Annotated in this window: 15 protein-coding genes; 8 read left to right on the plus strand and 7 right to left on the minus strand. The window is 48.9% G+C overall.

Going from position 1 to position 18,730, the window contains the following annotated elements:
* Nucleotides 1-69: 69 nt before the first annotated feature.
* Complete coding sequence (locus tag RF679_RS17075; RefSeq protein WP_309484041.1) at nucleotides 70-1,239, minus strand: MFS transporter; 1,170 nt, start codon at nucleotides 1,237-1,239, stop codon at nucleotides 70-72.
* 385 nt (nucleotides 1,240-1,624) lie between these two features.
* Here RF679_RS17075 and uvrA point away from each other — a divergent pair, with 385 nt between their 5' ends.
* Both uvrA and pth read left to right on the plus strand, forming a co-directional pair.
* A complete protein-coding gene (gene uvrA / locus RF679_RS17080) occupies nucleotides 1,625-4,588 on the plus strand; it encodes an excinuclease ABC subunit UvrA (RefSeq protein ID WP_309481833.1) in 2,964 nt (987 codons plus the stop codon).
* A gap of 54 nt (nucleotides 4,589-4,642) precedes the next feature.
* Entirely contained in the window at nucleotides 4,643-5,218 is a 576-nt protein-coding gene (gene pth, locus RF679_RS17085; RefSeq protein ID WP_309481834.1) for an aminoacyl-tRNA hydrolase, read from the plus strand.
* 133 nt (nucleotides 5,219-5,351) lie between these two features.
* On the opposite strand, the gene RF679_RS17090 is transcribed toward pth, so the two are convergent.
* Nucleotides 5,352-8,147 (minus strand): TonB-dependent receptor plug domain-containing protein, encoded by a 2,796-nt coding sequence (locus RF679_RS17090; RefSeq protein ID WP_309481835.1) that lies wholly within the window; start codon nucleotides 8,145-8,147, stop codon nucleotides 5,352-5,354.
* Between the two features lie 454 nt (nucleotides 8,148-8,601).
* On the minus strand, nucleotides 8,602-8,970 hold the full coding sequence (locus RF679_RS17095; RefSeq protein ID WP_309481836.1) for a hypothetical protein: 369 nt from the start codon (nucleotides 8,968-8,970) through the stop codon (nucleotides 8,602-8,604).
* A gap of 300 nt (nucleotides 8,971-9,270) precedes the next feature.
* On the opposite strand from RF679_RS17095, the gene RF679_RS17100 reads away from it, so the two are divergent.
* Nucleotides 9,271-10,662: an MATE family efflux transporter gene (locus RF679_RS17100; RefSeq protein WP_309481837.1), complete on the plus strand. Its 1,392-nt coding sequence runs from the start codon at nucleotides 9,271-9,273 to the stop codon at nucleotides 10,660-10,662.
* Nucleotides 10,663-10,774: 112 nt separating this feature from the next.
* Entirely contained in the window at nucleotides 10,775-11,866 is a 1,092-nt protein-coding gene (gene ychF / locus RF679_RS17105; RefSeq protein WP_309481838.1) for a redox-regulated ATPase YchF, read from the plus strand.
* A gap of 102 nt (nucleotides 11,867-11,968) precedes the next feature.
* On the opposite strand, the gene RF679_RS17110 is transcribed toward ychF, so the two are convergent.
* Nucleotides 11,969-12,790 (minus strand): hypothetical protein, encoded by an 822-nt coding sequence (locus tag RF679_RS17110; RefSeq protein ID WP_309481839.1) that lies wholly within the window; start codon nucleotides 12,788-12,790, stop codon nucleotides 11,969-11,971.
* 218 nt (nucleotides 12,791-13,008) lie between these two features.
* On the opposite strand from RF679_RS17110, the gene RF679_RS17115 reads away from it, so the two are divergent.
* Nucleotides 13,009-14,154, plus strand: coding sequence for a GGDEF domain-containing protein (locus RF679_RS17115; RefSeq protein ID WP_309481840.1), 1,146 nt, complete (start codon nucleotides 13,009-13,011; stop codon nucleotides 14,152-14,154).
* A gap of 105 nt (nucleotides 14,155-14,259) precedes the next feature.
* On the opposite strand, the gene RF679_RS17120 is transcribed toward RF679_RS17115, so the two are convergent.
* The 3 genes from RF679_RS17120 to rsmD form a co-directional block, all read right to left on the minus strand.
* Nucleotides 14,260-14,514, minus strand: a complete 255-nt coding sequence (locus tag RF679_RS17120) for a YfhL family 4Fe-4S dicluster ferredoxin (protein WP_309481841.1) — start codon at nucleotides 14,512-14,514, stop codon at nucleotides 14,260-14,262.
* A 25-nt stretch (nucleotides 14,515-14,539) separates the two neighbouring features.
* Complete coding sequence (gene coaD / locus RF679_RS17125; protein ID WP_309481842.1) at nucleotides 14,540-15,028, minus strand: pantetheine-phosphate adenylyltransferase; 489 nt, start codon at nucleotides 15,026-15,028, stop codon at nucleotides 14,540-14,542.
* An 89-nt stretch (nucleotides 15,029-15,117) separates the two neighbouring features.
* Nucleotides 15,118-15,780: a 16S rRNA (guanine(966)-N(2))-methyltransferase RsmD gene (rsmD, locus tag RF679_RS17130; RefSeq protein ID WP_309481843.1), complete on the minus strand. Its 663-nt coding sequence runs from the start codon at nucleotides 15,778-15,780 to the stop codon at nucleotides 15,118-15,120.
* A 147-nt stretch (nucleotides 15,781-15,927) separates the two neighbouring features.
* On the opposite strand from rsmD, the gene ftsY reads away from it, so the two are divergent.
* The 3 genes from ftsY to RF679_RS17145 all read left to right on the plus strand — a co-directional run bounded on the left by ftsY (nucleotide 15,928) and on the right by RF679_RS17145 (nucleotide 18,704).
* Entirely contained in the window at nucleotides 15,928-16,995 is a 1,068-nt protein-coding gene (gene ftsY / locus RF679_RS17135) for a signal recognition particle-docking protein FtsY (protein WP_309481844.1), read from the plus strand.
* Nucleotides 16,996-17,079: 84 nt separating this feature from the next.
* Nucleotides 17,080-17,754 (plus strand): cell division ATP-binding protein FtsE, encoded by a 675-nt coding sequence (locus tag RF679_RS17140; RefSeq protein ID WP_309481845.1) that lies wholly within the window; start codon nucleotides 17,080-17,082, stop codon nucleotides 17,752-17,754.
* Nucleotides 17,755-17,786: 32 nt separating this feature from the next.
* On the plus strand, nucleotides 17,787-18,704 hold the full coding sequence (locus RF679_RS17145) for a cell division protein FtsX (RefSeq protein WP_309481846.1): 918 nt from the start codon (nucleotides 17,787-17,789) through the stop codon (nucleotides 18,702-18,704).
* Nucleotides 18,705-18,730 lie beyond the last annotated feature (26 nt).

An 18,730-nucleotide genomic window follows, 5' to 3' on the forward strand; every position in this document is an offset into this window, starting at 1 on the left:
GCATTCCATTCAGGAGAACAAATTTGCTTACAACTACTTCTGCACTGCTTTTTACTTCTAATAAAACGACTACTGACTGCCGCCGCGCTTTGCAATTTCCGGCATGCGGACTGCGATTATAAGCCAGATCAAAGACAAAACTGCAGTGAAAATAAAGATACTGGTGGTACCAGTGTGTTGTTTCATCCACCCACCGAGTGCGCCGCCAGTTGCTAAGCCCAAAGCCTGTAGCGTGTTGTACACACCCAGGGCCGCGCCTTTCGCTGCAGGTGGTGCCAAGCGCGAAACCAAAGAAGGTTGGCTGGCTTCCAAGGTATTAAAGGCGACGAAGAAAATGAATAAGGAAGCGATAATGGTATAAGCATGATCAAACAAGGCCCAGAAGCCCAACTGCGCCACCATCAAGAGCGCGATTGACCATACAAACACCTGCTTCATCTTGCCACCGCGTTCGCCGCGCATGATCAACATCACCATTACGATGAAGGAAACGAACATGACCGGCAAATACACTTGCCAATGGTGATCCAGAGCAATATGGGCGACCTGTACCAAAGCGGTCGGTAGCACCACAAACATCGCTACTTGGCTCAGATGCAAAACGAACACACCAAAATTCAAACGCATTAGCTCAGGATTTTTCAGCACCTCTGTTAATGGCACTTTCGGCGCGACGATTTTCGGCGCATTCGGCGTCACCCATAGCACAACGCCGATGGCGGCCAAGGCCATACTCGCAATCATCCAAAAAATGCCACTCATGTTGATGCTCAAGTACAAGACCGGCGCCAATACCATCGCCAGCGCGAAACTCATGCCGATGGATCCACCGACCATCGCCATCGCCTTGGTGCGATGTTGTTCGCGAGTAGTATCGGCCAAGAGAGCGGTAATCGCCGCCGAGATCGCCCCTGAACCTTGAATGGCACGACCAATTAACAAACCCATCACGGTATGCGACAAGGCTGCAATCACCGCGCCCAGCACAAACAAGATCAAGCCGAACACAATCACCGGCTTACGGCCATATTTGTCGGAAGCGATACCAAATGGTAATTGCAAGCAAGCCTGGGTAATCCCATAAATCCCCAAGGCCATGCCAATCAAGCTATCACTACTGCCATCAGCGAGTGATTTGGCATGTAGAACAAAGATCGGCAACATCATGAACAGGCCCAGCATACGTAGCGCAAAAATCGACGCGAGCGACAAACCCGCGCGGATTTCGGAACTCGTCATGCGATCAATGTGTTCCGCAGTCTCAGGGGCAGCAGAATCGGGCGGCAAAGATGTTGCGTTATTCATAAGGTTTACTGGGGGTAGGCATTGCCGATAGCAAATATGCCCACAAATTGTGATAACACTACTCGATGGCGGTGGCAATTTCTCGCCATGACAGCTGGTCAAGCCGGACTAAGCGGGACAATATTGAAGCAGAGCTCGCGCCAAATTTCGAAAACCCGTTATAGTATCAGGTTGCTCGCTTTTGAATTAAAAAAGCGCACGGAATTTGCAGTTGAACAGGAAATCTAGGTAATTCGCTGTCATGACGCCATGATCAACGAACCCCAATATTCCTACTTCATATCACCGCCTAACATTTGTACCTTTGCAGGAAGTTTTCATGACCATCAGCAAGAGCGCCAGAACCAGCACCGCAAAAACTACCAAGGCTTCCAAAGCTAACAAGCCTAGTGAATTGGAATTCGACACGAATGATTTTCCGATTCCTAAAAAGGAAGCGATTCGGGTTCGTGGTGCGCGCACGCATAACTTAAAGAATATCAATCTTGATTTGCCTCGCAATCAACTGGTCGTGATTACGGGTTTATCCGGTTCCGGCAAATCCTCGCTCGCGTTTGATACTTTATATGCCGAAGGACAGCGCCGTTATGTTGAATCTTTGTCGGCTTACGCGCGCCAATTTTTGCAGTTGATGGAAAAGCCCGATGTTGATTTGATTGAAGGCCTGTCGCCAGCGATCTCAATTGAACAAAAAGCGACCTCGCACAATCCACGTTCCACCGTCGGCACGGTCACAGAAATTCACGATTACTTACGTTTGCTATACGCTCGCGTTGGCACACCTTACTGTCCTGATCATCCAGAGAATCCGTTGGCGGCACAATCGGTGTCGCAAATGGTCGATGCGGTCTTGGCCATGCCAGAAGACACCAAACTGATGATCTTGGCGCCGGTGGTGTCGAATCGCAAAGGTGAACATGTCGATTTGTTCGAGCAAATGCAGGCACAGGGTTTCGTGCGCTTCCGCATTCAGAGCGGTACCCATGCAGCGAAAATTTATGACGTCGATGATTTGCCAAAATTAAAGAAAACAGAAAAGCACAGCATCGACGTGGTAGTCGATCGCGTCAAAGTCAAAGCAGAGATCAAACAACGCTTGGCTGAGTCTTTCGAAACTTGCCTGCGCATTGCCGAAGGCCGCGCTTTGGTGGTCGATATGGATAGTGGCCATGAACAACTGTTCTCGAACAAATTTGCTTGCCCGATTTGCGGCTACAGCTTGCAAGAATTAGAGCCACGTCTATTCTCATTCAATAATCCGATGGGCGCTTGCCCTGAATGTGATGGCTTGGGGCATATCGAATTCTTCGACCCCAAACGTATCGTTGCCTTCCCCAATCTTTCACTCGCCAGCGGTGCCGTAAAAGGCTGGGATAGACGCAATCAATTTTATTTCCAGATGCTGCAAAACCTCGCCGCATTCTATGACTTTGATCTCGACACGCCATTCGAACAATTGTCCGAAAGCGCGCAGAACGTGGTCTTGTATGGCTCCGGCAAACAGACCATCCCTTTCACCTACATCAATGAAAAAGGTCGCACAGTCATCAAAGAGCACACTTTCGAAGGTGTGGTGAACAATTTGCAGCGTCGCTATCGCGAAACAGATTCGATGGCAGTTAAAGAAGAGCTCGCAAAATTCATCAACGAGAAAGAATGCCCTTCCTGCCATGGCGCTCGTTTGCGCGTCGAAGCGCGCTTCGTCAAAGTCGGTAGCGGCAAACAAGAAAAAGCGATTTTTGAAATCAGCGAAATGCCATTGCGTGATGGTATGGAGTTCTTTAGCAAGCTCAAATTGACAGGTGCCAAGCGCGATATCGCGGACCGCATCATCAAGGAAATCAGCTCACGCCTGACCTTCCTCAATAACGTTGGCTTGGACTATCTTTCGCTCGATCGTAGCGCCGATACATTGTCTGGCGGCGAAGCGCAAAGGATTCGTTTGGCGTCACAAATCGGTTCTGGTTTGACCGGCGTGATGTATGTGCTCGACGAACCGTCAATTGGTTTGCATCAACGCGATAATGATCGCTTGATCGGCACCTTGAAACACTTGCGTGATATCGGCAATAGCGTGCTCGTCGTTGAGCATGATGAAGATGCGATTCGTGCCGCGGACTTCATTGTCGATATGGGTCTCGGTGCAGGCGTGCACGGTGGTGAAGTGATCGCCCACGGCGGTCTTGACGACATCATGAAAAATAATCGTTCGCTGACAGCGCAATATTTGTCTGGTGCCTTAGAAATCAGCGTGCCGAAGAAGCGCACCGCCTTCAATGCTGACAAACAATTCGTCATCAGTGGCGCCTGCGGCAATAATCTGAAGAAGGTCAATCTTAAGCTGCCCGTCGGTTTATTAACTTGTGTGACGGGTGTTTCGGGCTCGGGTAAATCGACTTTGGTCAACGACACTTTGTATTTGGCAGCGGCACGTCATTTGTATGGTTCGCAAACGGAACCAGCACCGTTCGATAGCATTAGTGGCTTGGAACATTTTGATAAAGTCATTTCGGTCGACCAAGCGCCGATTGGTCGCACTCCTCGCTCCAATCCAGCGACCTACACCGGCTTGTTCACACCAATCCGCGATTTGTTCGCCACTGTTCCGGTCGCCAAAGAGCGCGGCTACAGCGCAGGGCGCTTCTCATTCAACGTCAAAGGCGGCCGCTGCGAAGCCTGCCAAGGTGATGGCGTGTTGAAAGTGGAAATGCACTTCTTACCCGACGTGTATGTACCGTGCGACGTCTGCCACGGCAAACGATATAACCGCGAAACTTTGGAAGTGCAATACAAGGGTAAGAACATTCATGAAATCTTAGAGATGACGGTGGAAGATGCACATGAATTCTTCAAAGCCGTGCCGCTCATCGCGCGCAAATTGCAAACCCTCCTCGACGTTGGTTTGGGCTATATCCGCTTAGGCCAAAGCGCCACGACTTTATCGGGTGGTGAGGCACAGCGCGTCAAACTCTCACTTGAATTGTCTAAGCGCGATACAGGTCGTACGCTTTACATTTTGGACGAACCCACCACGGGCTTGCATTTCCATGACATCGCCCTGCTACTGAAAGTAATTCATCGTTTGCGTGATCAAGGCAACACGGTCGTTATCATCGAACACAATCTCGATGTCATCAAAACAGCAGATTGGATTGTTGACATGGGGCCTGAAGGCGGCGCTGGTGGCGGACGCATTATTGCCAGTGGCACGCCAGAAGATGTGGCGGCGAATGAGCATAGTGTGACGGGACATTACTTGTTGCCTTTATTGAAGAAGAAATAGAGGCACTCAACGCCTAGAAGCCTAGTTTTTCGCAAAAAAAATTCTTAAACCTTTATGAGCATCAAACTAATCGTAGGCCTCGGCAATCCGGGGCCAGAATATGAGCAAACCCGCCACAATGCGGGCTTTTGGCTAGTCGATCAGCTGGCGAGCATGGGCTTACAGCGCGACAAAAACTTCAACGCCTTGGTCGCCAAAACCCGCATCGCTGGTGAGGAGGTGTGGCTGCTACAACCACAAACTTTTATGAATCGCTCTGGTCAATCCGTCGGCGCCATCTGCCGCTTCTACAAAATCACACCAGATCAAGTATTGGTGGTGCACGACGAACTCGACATTGCGCCGGGTCTCGCCAAACTTAAAAAGGGTGGCTCAAGTGGCGGTCACAACGGCCTCAAAGACATCACGGCTGCACTCGGCACGCAGGACTATTGGCGCATGCGCATCGGAATCGGTCATCCGCGCACACTCAACTTGCAGCAAGGTGTGGCTGATTTCGTTTTGCATCGACCACGCAAGGAAGAACAAACATTAATCGACGAATCGATCGCCCGTGCCTTGGAAGTCATTCCGAAACTGGTCCAAGGTCAATTTGCCGAAGCTATGACGCAACTACACACAACAAAATGAATGCGTTGGAAATGCAGACGTAAAAAAAGCCAGACCGCAGTCTGGCTTTTTCATTCGAGGCTTGTAATTTAGGGCTTGTATCAAGCTTCCAAACTGAAGCGGCTTGCGCCGCTTCCCTCTCCAACAAATTCGATTAGAACTTGTAAGATGCGTTCACGTAGTATGTACGGAAGTTTGGAGACCAGCCACCGCGCCAATCAGTTGGATTTTCAGCGCCAAACAAGTTGCCGATGTACAGGTTGAGCTTAGTATTTTTGATACCAGAGTAGGTCAAGCTGTAGTTCACAACGGTCGATGCATCAACACGAATACATGTTGCCATGTTTTCTGCAGTCACTTTTTGCGTTACGCAATAAGTTGGTGATGCAATGCTGTTCGTGCTGTAGCCGCTGTTGTAGCTCACGATCGCGCTATTATTCCAGTTACCTGTTTTCAAATCAGCCGACAGTTTGATTTCCATCTTGCCGCCGAAGTCATAAGTACCTGTTTGGTTAGGACCCCACTTGTTATCAGCTTGACTGAACTGTTGGTAATTCGTGTTGTAGTTACCATCCAACTTCATCGTCAAAGTACCGATACCATCCAATTTTTGACGCGATGTAATATCGAAATCATATCCGGATGCGCGTGTTTTGCTGGTGTTGACGTATGGGTTGTAGATCATACCCAACTTGCCGATACCTTGGAAATTGATGGCATTATTCGGTGCATATTTTTTCACCAAAGCTAAGAACTCATTGTCTGTCGCTGTGTTATCAACACGAATCAACTGACCTGCTGGAAGACTTGCTTCGCCTTTCAAAACGTCCGTCACAGAACGAGTACCGATTTCATCTTTACGTTCGATATTGAAGAAGTCGATCGCGAAAGACCATTCTTTGCTTGGAGAGTAAACCAAACCTAAAGTGAAGGAGCGTGAAGTCTCTGGTTTCAAATTCGGGTTCGATGCAACGAAGCTTGGCAAACCTGCAGAGCAATCATTACCGCGATAGCCATTCGCCAAAGCTTTATCAGCTGTCGTTGCACCTGGAGCGTTTTGAACCAATGCGTTCAAATCATTCGCGATTGGGCAGCGACGCAAATCGTTAACACCTGTCGCAACAGAAGAACGACCCAAGCCATTACCAGATTCAACGATATTTGGAGCACGGAAACCACCAGAGGCTGTACCACGAATCAACAAACCTTCCGTTGGTGTGTAACGCAAGCCCAATTTTGGCGACACGTGTGCTTCGAAACCGTCCGTTTTATCGGCACGCAAAGCCGCGCTAACTTCGACTTTTTTCACAACAGGAATCGTTGCTTCACCGAAGATCGCTGCTTGGTTGCGCGTATCTTTCACTTGTAAACCGAAGATACCTACCAAGTCACCGTTCAAGACATTGTCAGAGCTCTTCATCTGATATTCTTCACGACGAAGATCTGTACCAAACGCCACTTGCAATGGACCTGCTGGCAAACGCATGACTTCACCAGTCACAACCGCATCAGCAAAAGTGATCGTTGATTCACCTTTGGTTGTGCGAATTGGGAACATGGTTTCCAACAAAGCGCGATCGTTTTGTTGACCGAATTTATAGGTCTTATTGATGATCGCATCGGTGTAACCCTTCGCACTCACTGCGCGAGTCGCTTTGTCCGCTGTCGAATTCATGAAACCAACTGCTGATTTCCAATCGAAATTACCGATGGTGCCGTCCAAGGCCAACATAGCGCGGTACTGATCAGAATTTGTCTTATTGAAGTTAAAGCCATTACCTGTATCCATCATACGCGCACGGTATTCAACTGGCGTCGCGTATGGATTGTTTGGATGGCCAACTGGCAATTTTGGATAAGAGAATGGGCCCACCATTTTGCCACCGTACACGTTGTACCAAATGCTGGTCGACGTTGTCGTGGAGCCGTTGCTGACGTTGAACGGCGCAACGATGTAGGAGTTGTAAGCGTTTGCGTAGGTTAATTCGAAATTAGCATTGATATCTTTGCCAATTTTGAAGTTTGTATTACTTGCGAAAGCATAGCGTTCGTTGTTGGTCGTCAGGCCGCTATAGCCCAAGATATCCATCTTACATTGCTTATCGACTGGATCGATCGCATCAGTTGGGCAACCTGGAGCAGCAACGATGTTCGTTGCACTCAAGAAGTAGTTACCCGTTGGCGAGAAAGAACTTTTCGCATCCCAAGTCGAACGACCTGGTGTTTGGCGGTGCCAGTCTGGGAATTGGTTACGCAAATCACCAGTGGTGTAACCATCGCGCTTGTAGCCTTCTACTGTGATGTAAGTGTTAAAGCCATTTTTCTCGACATCGCCATAACCGTAGATTGCAGAGAAATTACGGCTACGCAAATCTTGGAAATCAAATGCAGAGCGATAACCGATTTTCGCTTCAGCGCCTTGATAGTCTTTACGCAAAATGATGTTAATAACGCCAGCGATCGCATCGGAACCGTAAATCGCGGAAGCACCGTCACGCAAAATTTCGATACGATCGATCGCATCCGAAGCGATAGCATCGAGGTTGGTGAAGTTTTCTTGTGCGCCATCAGCCAAGCCATACGGTGCAATACGACGGCCGTTGACCAAGATCAAAGTCGAGACTTTGCCGAGACCACGCATACTCGCGCCTGACGAACCGGTTGCGAAGCTACCAGAGCTAGAACTTGCTGAGTTGATCGCTGTATTGACGGAGACGGAGTCCGTAATCACGCCCAATGCTGTGTTTGCACCTGTACGTTCGATATCCGCACGGGTCAACACTTGAACCGAAGCGGCTGTTTCAAAGTCACTACGCTTGATGCTCGAACCGGTCACTTCTACGCGTTGAACTTTGGGTTGTGTTTCTTGAGCGTAGCTTGGCATTGCGATGAATGCTGACGACACCACACCCACAGCCAACATGGACTGAGTAATTTGCTTAAGTTTCATATGATTTCCTGTGTACTATGTTGATCGGTGATGACACATAGCTGGTTTTTTGTGATTTGCCCAAGGGCGCAACTACTGACCATAACAACTGGTATTAGTTCCAGTTTTTGATCAGCCCGCGATCTTACTTGAATGCAATTAAAAGGAAAATGTCAAAAAGCAACGAATTTGAAGAAAGTTTGGCATTTTTAAACAAATTATTTGTTTTTATGAAAACAAAATTGAAACTAAAAATATTATTTTGAGAAGCTAAATTACCATCTAACTATCCCTTACTTATTCAATCTAAGGAACGGATGAAACCGCTGAGAATTGGTATTATCGATTCAAGCCCACCAAGCCTAAGCATGCAATCGTTTCCTCGCGGCGAGCCTCGCGCCTTCATAAGGAAACAGGGGAGGCTCATATCAGCGAGTCACTTGTTCAAGATTCTCCCGTTGACCCGCAATTGCCCCTAAGAGAGTGCAATGATCTGGTTCAAGTGGCGGCACAAGACTTCAGGTTCCGCGGAGCCAAGACGAAATTGACTGCCATCTTTCTTCGTAATTCGCACGGCACCACGACCCGCTGCGTTGTACAGCATGCCCTCACGGGTAAAGCGAATCCCCTTCCCTTCATACCACTGCGTTTCACACACCTCAACTGAGGCGATTTCCGCGACGGCTAGACGCCAACGAGGCCACCCCAAGAGCCCAAAGCTCCAAAACAAAGTTTGTGAATCGATCCGAATACTTAAAAACCCGAAGACCGAAAGCACCAAGACGTTCACAAAAAGCAATACCAAAACGGCGCGAGGCAAGAGCGCAAGATTTTGTCCGCGCATATCGAAAAAAAGCATTCCTAACGTAAAAAGTGGCAAAAAGCACCACAACAAAACCAGCCATTGTCGACTTTGATATCTCATAGAAATGAATCCGCTTGCAAATAGAATGGAACAAGTTACGATGCGTTCAGGTACAGATAGTTTGGGTCTGCCATCATGCGATTGGTTGCGCAGCCTATGTGTTCGCAGAATTCAAGTCAAGCGCTTTTACGTTGAAACGAAGCTCACTTACAACCAATGCAATCATCAGTTCAGGTAAGATTCGCCGCTGTTATTGAAGATCTCCATAATTAACCCGCAATGAAATCGAAAATCCGTAGCGAAATTGCAAAACTTTGGCAAATTGCTTGGCCTGTATTGATTGGTCAACTTGCTACGGTCGGCATGGCCGTCTCGGATGTGGCAATGACGGGTCATCTGAGTGCAGAAGACTTAGCTGCGGTCGCTTTGGGCGCCTCACTTTGGTCGATTATTCTGGTGACGGTGATGGGTATCATGATCGCGATCAATGCGGTCGTTGCACATGAAGTAGGCGCCTCCGCGTTTGATAAGATTCCCCACATCATGCGTCAATCCATGTGGATGGCGTTCGGGGTCGGCATGCTTGCTTGCCTCTTGCTCAACGCATCGACCTTCGTGTTCGACTATTTGCAGCTCGAACCCGAGGTCCACAAAAAAGCGAGTGAATTTGTACATGTGATCAGCATAGGCATGCCTGCTTTCGCGATGTATCGTGCCCTATATAGCTACACCACTAGTTTGAACGAGACTAAACCGGTCATGGTGATCGCCATCATCGGCCTGATTTTCAATATCGTCGTGAACTGGCTACTGATTTACGGTCAGTTTGGTTTGCCACAATTAGGATCGACCGGCTGCGCAGTAGCGACTGGGCTGGGTATGTGGCTGATGCTGTTCTGCATGCTGTGGTGGACGCATCGCGCCCCTGTCTATCACGCGACCTTCCCTTTCACTCATCGCGAAGGACCAAAGTGGTCAGAAATCCGCAGCATGTTAAAGATTGGTCTGCCTATCGGCGTCACTTATTTTGCTGAAGTCTCAGCCTTTTGTGCCGTGGGTCTGCTGGTCGCCAAATTCGGTACGGTTGCCATCTCAGCCAATCAGATTGCCCTCAATTTTTCGTCGCTGATTTTCATGGTGCCGATGAGCTTAGGGATTGCACTAACTACCCGAGTCGGTCAAACACTTGGTGAAGGCGATGTTGTACATGCACGCTTCGTTTCATGGGTGGGAGTCGGCGTTGGCTTGGTGTTCGCGGTCTTTTCAGCGACCTTTATGACCTTGCTTCGCTATCAAGTTGCGGCAGCCTATACCTCAGATCCGGCAGTGCAAGAAGTGGCTGCCAACCTGTTGCTGTTGGCCGCCATCTTCCAGCTTTCTGATGCTGCCCAAGTGACTCTGGCTTGCGCGCTGCGCGGTTACAAAGTCACACGCATCCCGATGTTGATCCATATTTTGGCTTTTTACGGCGTTGCACTGCCAGTCGGTTGCGCACTCGGTTTGGCCCCAGATTGGATGCCATGGCACCCAACCAAGCCGATGGAAGCCACGGGGTTCTGGATCGGATTGGTACTAGGACTCACCGTTGCAGCCTTCTTCCTCAGCATTTTCCTACATCGCCTTTCAAGTAGCCGCATTGCTTATCACTTTCAAGCCCAAACCAATGAATGAGTAAGGTTTTGGACAAAAAAGCGCTTAGTGTAAAATAGCGGCTTCATTTTCCTATTCTCGACGCATCTCACCCAACTTGTGAGATGTGCCATTTTCTTAAGCAAAGTCAATCATGAGTCTCAAATGCGGCATCGTCGGCCTCCCAAACGTCGGCAAATCGACCCTTTTCAACGCGCTGACTAAAGCGGGTATCCCAGCAGAAAATTATCCTTTCTGTACCATCGAACCTAATGTAGGGATCGTTGAAGTTCCGGATCCGCGTCTGAAACAATTGTCTGACATCGTCAAACCAGAGCGCATTCAAAATGCGATTGTGGAATTTGTCGATATCGCTGGTCTAGTCGCAGGCGCATCCAAAGGTGAAGGCTTAGGTAATCAATTCTTGGCGCACATTCGCGAGACCGATGCGATCGTCAATGTAGTGCGTTGCTTTGAAGACGATAACGTGATTCACGTTGCTGGCAAAGTGAGCCCACTCGACGATATCGAAGTCATCCAAACTGAACTATGCTTGGCTGACATGGGTTCCGTCGAAAAAGCCATTCATCGCGAAAACAAGAAAGCTCGTTCCGGCGATAAAGATGCACTCAAACTCGTCACTTTGCTCGAGAAAATCATGCCTGGCCTGAATGACGCGACGCCTATCCGCGCCATGGGTTTAGACAAAGAAGAAATGGCCTTGATTAAGCCTATGTGCTTGATCACAGCAAAGCCTGCCATGTACGTCGCCAACGTGTCGGAAAGCGGCTTTACGAACAATCCTTTGCTCGACCAATTAACAGCTTACGCAGCGAAACAGAACGCACCTATCGTGGCCATTTGCGCTGCGATTGAATCTGAAATCGCTGACCTCGAAGATGATGACAAAGCAGCTTTCTTGGCCGACATGGGTATGGAAGAACCTGGCCTCGATCGTTTGATCCGCGCCGCCTTCAAACTGTTGGGCTTGCAAACTTATTTCACAGCGGGCGTCAAAGAAGTGCGCGCTTGGACGATTCACATTGGCGACACCGCACCGCAAGCTGCAGGTGTGATTCACACGGATTTCGAGCGTGGCTTCATTCGCGCCCAAACGATTGCGTTTGAAGATTACATCGCTCACAAAGGCGAAGTTGGCGCCAAAGAAGCCGGCAAAATGCGCGCTGAAGGCAAAGAATACATCGTTAAAGATGGCGACGTTCTGAACTTCTTGTTTAACGTCTAATCTGCCTCTCCTGAGTCAGGCCGCGCGCAAAGGTCTGACTCATCTCTACAGGGTGATGCGGCTAGTAATTCCACAGCCGCCTCACCACAAACTCCTCCCTCGCTACTCCATCTGTTCGTCGAACTCGAGCTGAATCAAAGCATGGTCACTCCATGATTGATCAAACAGATAGACCACAAATCCCAAACGATCAGGCGTTAGGCGCAGGTTTTCCGTGCGCTTTTCGTTAATCAACATCGCGCTTTTGAGTGGCAGACGCTCATAAAAAGTCCAATTCAAACGCGGCGAGACACAGGCGTTACCGGAATTGACACCACGCAAACCCAGTTGACGTCGTAACTTATCCCAATCTTCCATGGCCGCGAAGACTTCACACGTCAAACGCAAATCTCCCAAGCGTCGATGATGCTCCGCCAAACCTTTGCTGCGAATCGCAAGCAAATTCCAACGCATACGGTTTTGTCTCTGGTTCAAAACGAGTTCGGCGTTTTCCTCAGCGGCTTGCTGATTCCTCGGCAGCGCGAACGACCAATCTTCAGCGATAGGAATCGGCAACACGACATTTTCACCAACCAGTTTCAAATGAGTATCAGCCACTTCAAGCTCTTCACTTTGCGGGCGCAACACAAAACGGAAGGACGTATCGGGAGCCATAGCGCGGTGAGATTCATAAGCATCAAGACCACGCAACAATACTCGATATGGTTTCCAGTCTTGATCGCGCATACCGCTGATCTCGACTGACGCGACCTTAACGCGATGAGGCTTTTCGGCCGATGGCGTTTGCGCAATTGCCCCGATAGGAATTGCAAGAACAACCAAAAGGCCCAAGCGCAGATGATCAAGGCGCGCTGAACCAAGGAAAGAAAGGAATGGACTCAAGCGAGATGCGATCGACCTCACAAAACGTGTATTTTTTTTCATGCTTTTCATTATAAGACCAAGTAGGAACAAGGTCATCAAGGACTTTTTATTCGCCACACTCTGTCGCATACTTCGAGCAAAGCACACCACCAAACGATATAGTTATGGCATTATCACTATGAATATAAAAGCGTGAGGGAAGTTCCGCAGTTTCGAAACAAAAAGGCTCAGCGCAAGATCAATTTTATTGAGCACTTCATTCGACCATGAAAGAGCTTATGGATAAGCATACGACACCCACCTCCTCATCTGCTGGACTGAGTCCCGGGATTGCCATGCAAAATGAGTTGCAATTGGTACGCGCTCAGCTGAATGACTTAATTAACGAAGCTCGACAGAATCAGGCTATTTTGCAGCGTCACCAAAGCCTTGATTTACAGTTGATCGGCTCACAGAGCTTTCGTGAATTGATTCGCCACATCTTCGTGACCTTGGCCGATATGTGCGAGCTCGATCAAGTCACGCTTTGCTTGCTCAATTCCCAGCACAACTTACAAGAAATGTTGGCCGATCTGAATATCGCCAGTGACGAATTTCCCTTCTTATTGTTTGCGCAAAATGAAATCGAATTGCGCCATGAAGACAAGCCGCTCCGAAAATCAATTGTCGGTCCTTATGAAGCAAATGAACACCAAAAGTGGTTCGCGCCTTACGCCACGCCGCCGCAAAGTGTAGCGATTATTCCGCTGATACGACAAAGCAAATTGTTGGGGTGCTTGAACCTCGGCAGCGACCAACTTGATCGCTTCGAGATCGACATGGGTACCGATTTTATCGAACGCCTCGGTTCCATTATTGCCATCTGCCTAGAGAACGTCATTAACAGTGAGCGCCTCACACAAATTGGCCTGACAGATGCACTCACCAATGTCAGCAATCGCCGCCATGTAGAACAACGCATACTCGAGGAAATTGGACGAGCACGACGCCAACACTATGGCATCTCATGTATGTACCTCGATATCGATCACTTCAAAAAGATCAATGATATACACGGACACCAAGGTGGCGATGAAGTTCTGAAAGAAGCGGCGAAACGCATCAAAGCTGAACTGCGTCTGAGTGACACGATTGGTCGTTTCGGTGGTGAAGAGTTCGTAGTCTTATTGGTCAACACCAACCATGAGGATGCGATCCATGTCGCCGAACGTATTCGCAAGAGCATTGCGAATCAGCCTTTCTTATTAAGCATGACAGGTTTATGCGATGTGACGATTTCGATTGGCATTGCCACACTCTCGGACGATCACAATCTAGGCGAAATAGAATCGGCTGCGAAAGCACTGCTGCAGAGGGCCGATGCCGCTTTGTACGAAGCCAAAGAAAAAGGGCGCAATCGTGTGATCGATTCGCCCGAAGATTAAGGTCTGCAGTAATATGAATCAAAACCTCAACAAGCCAGCACGGCGGTTTTGACGGCATAGGAAATCTGGAATGCCGCGTGATTCTCATTAAACGTAGAAGACGACTTATTTCGCGTCGGCCTGCAAACGCAAATACTTGTCCATCAATTGCTCTTTGCTTTCACGCCAAGCGGGATTGAATGGAATGCAATTCACTGGGCATACTTGCTTGCACTGCGGCTCTTCATAATGCCCGACACACTCGGTGCATTTGTCCGGATCAATTTCGTAAATTTCCGGCCCCATCGAAATCGCTTCGTTAGGGCATTCTGGTTCACATACATCACAATTGATGCAGTCATCGGTGATCATTAAAGCCATTTTGCTACGCTCTACTTTTTACGTTTTACTTTTGTTGCTCTGCAATTTTCTTCTTCAGCCATGCGTCGACTGATGGGAATACGAACTTCGAAACATCACCACCAAATTGGGCGATCTCACGGACTATCGTTCCAGAGATGAATTGGTACTGATCAGACGGTGTTAAAAACATCGTCTCGACATCCGGCAACAGATAACGATTCATGCCGGCCATTTGAAATTCATATTCAAAATCGGAGACCGCACGCAAACCACGCACAATGACACGTGCATCATGCTTACGTACAAAGTCTTTCAATAAGCCTGAGAAACTTTCGACCTTCACATTCGGGTAGTGTCCCAACACTTCATTGGCGATCGTCAAACGCTCTTCGACAGTGAAAAAAGGGCGTTTATTCTTACTATCGGCAACGCCTACTATCAAGGTATCGAACAAGCCCGAAGCGCGTCGAACCAAATCTTCATGGCCACGCGTCAATGGATCAAAGGTACCTGGATATACAGCAGTAACCATGTTTACTCCCCCGAGTGAGATGCTAAAACTGGACCCTTCGCTTGAAAAAAGAAGCCCAAATTTTTAATACTTTTTCTAAGAATCCGCGATTATCCCAGATTTCCTGAGGAATTTCCGAGATCTTTGTTGCATTGCAATAATTGAAAGTGAACCATACCCGCTTTGTCTTTGCGCACAATCTCCCAAGGCGCAGTGCTTGGTTCGGTGGCGAGCGCTTCAAAAGCTTGCTCACCTTCAACGTAGACTAAGCCATTCGGACGCAGGAGATCAACACAAATTGGCAAGATTTTCTCTAGAAAACCACGATGAAATGGAGGGTCGAGAAAAATCACATCAAAGCTTTGCCGCTGGCGTCGCAGCGTTTCAGCAAAAGCAAAGGCATCGGCGCGATGTAATTGCACATTGCTCGCCTGCAATTTCTGTCTGACCATTTCAAGCTGCTTAAACGCGGGTGCAAAATTTTCGACCATCAGCATCTCTCCGATACCGCGACTGGCCGCCTCATATCCAAGCCCACCACTGCCAGCAAACAAGTCAAGGCCACGCCTACTTTCCCATTGTCCATCGAATAAATGGTGCACCCAGTTGAAAACGGTCTCGCGCACGCGATCGGGAGTTGGGCGCAAACCCTCACCATCGACCACATTCAGAGGCGTACGTTTCCATTGCCCACCGATGATACGGATCTGCCGCGGGGTTTTGCTCAAGTTCGATTTCTTCGGGGTTTGTGGGCGATTTGTCGTCACTTTCATGCTCGCTTTCATGCGAACTCGAAAATTCGCTGTCTTGCTCTGTTAGAATGGCAGCATTCTAGCGGTTTTCCGGCCTGAGACGAAATTTGTACTTGCCACAACCGCCTTCCCACGATCTCTTAATTCTTTCCATGACGAGCAACGTCGATGTTTAGCTTTTTCAAGAAAAAACCCGTAGAAACACCTGCCGCAGAACCGAATAAACTCGATCCAACGCCCGTCAATCCAGTGGCCAGCAGCGTCGAAACACCAGCAACGAGCAAGGTCGAGTCTAAGATCCAAGAATCTGCCGCTGCAGAGCCAACGCCGAACACCGAAAAGCTATCGTGGTTCAAGCGTCTCAAGCAAGGTTTGGCGAAAACCTCTTCCAACCTCACCACACTTTTCGTCGGTGCGCGCATCGATGATGATTTATACGACGAACTCGAGGCAGCGTTATTGATGTCCGACGCCGGCGTTGAAGCAACCCTATTTTTGCTGGAGCAACTCAAACGCAAGGTCAAAGAAGAGAAGCTGACCGAGGCCGAACAGGTCAAAGCCGCCTTGAAAACCCTCTTGTGCGAGCTACTGACACCTTTGCAAAAATCATTGGAATTAGGGCGTCATCAACCCTTGGTGATGATGATATCGGGTGTCAACGGTGCAGGAAAAACCACCACCATTGGCAAACTGGCGATGCACATGCAGAAACATCAGCAATCGGTGGTGCTCGCAGCGGGCGATACCTTCCGTGCTGCTGCGCGTGAGCAATTGGCGATTTGGGGTGAACGTAACAACATCACGGTGATTGCACAAGAATCTGGCGATCCCGCAGCCGTCGCATTCGATGCGGTCAGTTCAGCAAAGGCGCGTGGCACCAATGTCGTCATGGTCGACACTGCTGGTCGTTTGCCAACGCAACTCCACTTGATGGAAGAGCTAAAGAAAATTAAACGCGTCATCGGCAAAAGCATGGACGGCGCGCCGCATGAAGTCTTGCTCGTTATCGATGGCAATACAGGGCAAAATGCGCTCGCACAAGTGAAAGCCTTTGACGATGCTCTTCAACTTAGCGGCTTGATCATTACCAAACTGGATGGAACGGCGAAAGGTGGCGTACTCGCAGCCATCGCGAAAACACGACCAATTCCTGTTTATTTTATTGGCGTTGGCGAACAAATCGAAGACTTGCAAGCATTTAATGCGCAAGAGTTCGTTGATGCTTTGTTCGATTAAGATCCACATCGAATGATGAGCATTGTCACGACATCAAACCACATCATTTTTGTTCCATGCTTTACCTGATTCAATGAGCGCACCATGATTGAATTTCAGAACGTTTCCAAAACCTATGCAGGCGACATCGCCGCATTGCGTGATGTTTCATTTTCGGTCGGCGATGGCGAGCTGGTGTTCTTAGCCGGACCATCGGGCGCGGGGAAATCAACCCTGCTCAAAATGATTGCGGGTATCGAAAAACCAAGCTCCGGCGTCTTGCTTATCAATGGCCAAGACATCAGCAAGCTAGGTGCGAGTGGCATTCCCTATTTGCGACGTAAGTTAGGTTTGATCCTGCAAGGCCAAGGCCTTTTGTTGGATCGCGACGTACTCAGCAATGTGATGTTACCGATGATCGTAATTGGGGAATCAACCGACGATGCACGCACTCGCGCCATCGCGGCACTCGAGCGTCTCAATATGCTAGACAAGGCAGATGCCTATCCTCTCGCATTATCGGGTGGTGAACAACAGCGCGTGATGATTGCCAGAGCAATCGTCAACCGACCACAAGTCATCCTCGCGGATGAACCGACCGCTTATCTCGATCGTGACAATGCCATGATCGTGATCGAAGCGTTGCGTGCTTTTCAGCGCTCGGGCGTGACCTGCATTATTTCCAGTCACGACGAACAATTCCTTGATCAAGCGAACCGTGTGATCTACCTCAACAAAGGTGAGGTCACTGACGCTTGGACTTCTGCAAACGCTGCATAAATAATATTGCTATTACTGCTGCTATATCGATTATGACGAATTGGTTCCGACAACACGCTTACGCGCTCAATGGCGCTTTCAAGCATTTGCGCGCTGCGCCAGGTAACTTTCTTTTCAACGTTCTAGTGGTTGCGATTGCTTTAGCGCTCCCCATCGCAGGTTTGACGATCATCGAGAACATTCGCCCAGTAGCCTCACAGCTGTCGATTGAACCGGAAATTAGTGTCTTTCTTAAGACCGACATCAATACCGCAGATGCCGCAGCGCTCGCGACTCCGCTAAGAAAACTGCTCAAGGATAATAAAATCAATGCCAAGTTGAGCTTTGTTCCTAAAGACAAGGCCTTGTCCACCATGGAAAGCACTTCCAGCTTGGCCGAAGTATTATCAACCTTGGGTGGTAATCCCCTGCCAGACGCCTATGTCTTAGCACTCTCGAGCACCGATGCAGAGAAAGTAGACAGCATCACTGCCCAATTACGCGGCCTTGATGGTGTCGATGTGGTGCAAGTCGATTCAGCATGGGTTAAGCGTTTAGCCGCCTTGATGCATATCTTGGAACTGGCCTTGCTGTTCTTGGCTGGCACTCTCGCTGTGGTAGTGATCGTGGTCGTGTTTAATGCGACGCGCTTACAAGTCCTATCACACCACGCCGAAATCAGTGTTTGTCGCTTGTTGGGCGCCAACAATAGTTTTATTCACAAGCCTTATTACTACACCGGCGCTTTAATGGGCGTGTGTTCTGGATTGTTGGCTTTGGGCATGGTGGCACTGGCATTGCAGCCCTTGAATCAAGCCATTGCAGATTTTGCAAAATTGTACGCGTCGGAATTTCATCTCAGTCCCTTGGGCATCATTCCGAGTTTGGCATTACTCCTCATCAGCAAATTACTTGGATGGGCAGGCGCCTATCTTTCAGTTCGACGCCAACTGGCGAAATTAGCGCTCTAGGTCTGCTAAGGATCTTTATATAGCTG

The sequence above is a fragment of the Undibacterium cyanobacteriorum genome, from assembly GCF_031326225.1.
Lineage (GTDB): Bacteria > Pseudomonadota > Gammaproteobacteria > Burkholderiales > Burkholderiaceae_D > Undibacterium > Undibacterium cyanobacteriorum.

Coding starts and splice junctions, on each gene's coding strand:
- RF679_RS17075 (WP_309484041.1), bottom strand. CDS start 1,239: ATGACGAGTTCCGAAATCCGCGCGGGTTTGTCGCTCGCGTCGATTTTT.
- uvrA (WP_309481833.1), top strand. CDS start 1,625: ATGACCATCAGCAAGAGCGCCAGAACCAGCACCGCAAAAACTACCAAG.
- pth (WP_309481834.1), top strand. CDS start 4,643: ATGAGCATCAAACTAATCGTAGGCCTCGGCAATCCGGGGCCAGAATAT.
- RF679_RS17090 (WP_309481835.1), bottom strand. CDS start 8,147: ATGAAACTTAAGCAAATTACTCAGTCCATGTTGGCTGTGGGTGTGGTG.
- RF679_RS17095 (WP_309481836.1), bottom strand. CDS start 8,970: ATGCGCGGACAAAATCTTGCGCTCTTGCCTCGCGCCGTTTTGGTATTG.
- RF679_RS17100 (WP_309481837.1), top strand. CDS start 9,271: ATGAAATCGAAAATCCGTAGCGAAATTGCAAAACTTTGGCAAATTGCT.
- ychF (WP_309481838.1), top strand. CDS start 10,775: ATGAGTCTCAAATGCGGCATCGTCGGCCTCCCAAACGTCGGCAAATCG.
- RF679_RS17110 (WP_309481839.1), bottom strand. CDS start 12,790: ATGAAAAAAAATACACGTTTTGTGAGGTCGATCGCATCTCGCTTGAGT.
- RF679_RS17115 (WP_309481840.1), top strand. CDS start 13,009: ATGGATAAGCATACGACACCCACCTCCTCATCTGCTGGACTGAGTCCC.
- RF679_RS17120 (WP_309481841.1), bottom strand. CDS start 14,514: ATGGCTTTAATGATCACCGATGACTGCATCAATTGTGATGTATGTGAA.
- coaD (WP_309481842.1), bottom strand. CDS start 15,028: ATGGTTACTGCTGTATATCCAGGTACCTTTGATCCATTGACGCGTGGC.
- rsmD (WP_309481843.1), bottom strand. CDS start 15,780: ATGAAAGTGACGACAAATCGCCCACAAACCCCGAAGAAATCGAACTTG.
- ftsY (WP_309481844.1), top strand. CDS start 15,928: ATGTTTAGCTTTTTCAAGAAAAAACCCGTAGAAACACCTGCCGCAGAA.
- RF679_RS17140 (WP_309481845.1), top strand. CDS start 17,080: ATGATTGAATTTCAGAACGTTTCCAAAACCTATGCAGGCGACATCGCC.
- RF679_RS17145 (WP_309481846.1), top strand. CDS start 17,787: ATGACGAATTGGTTCCGACAACACGCTTACGCGCTCAATGGCGCTTTC.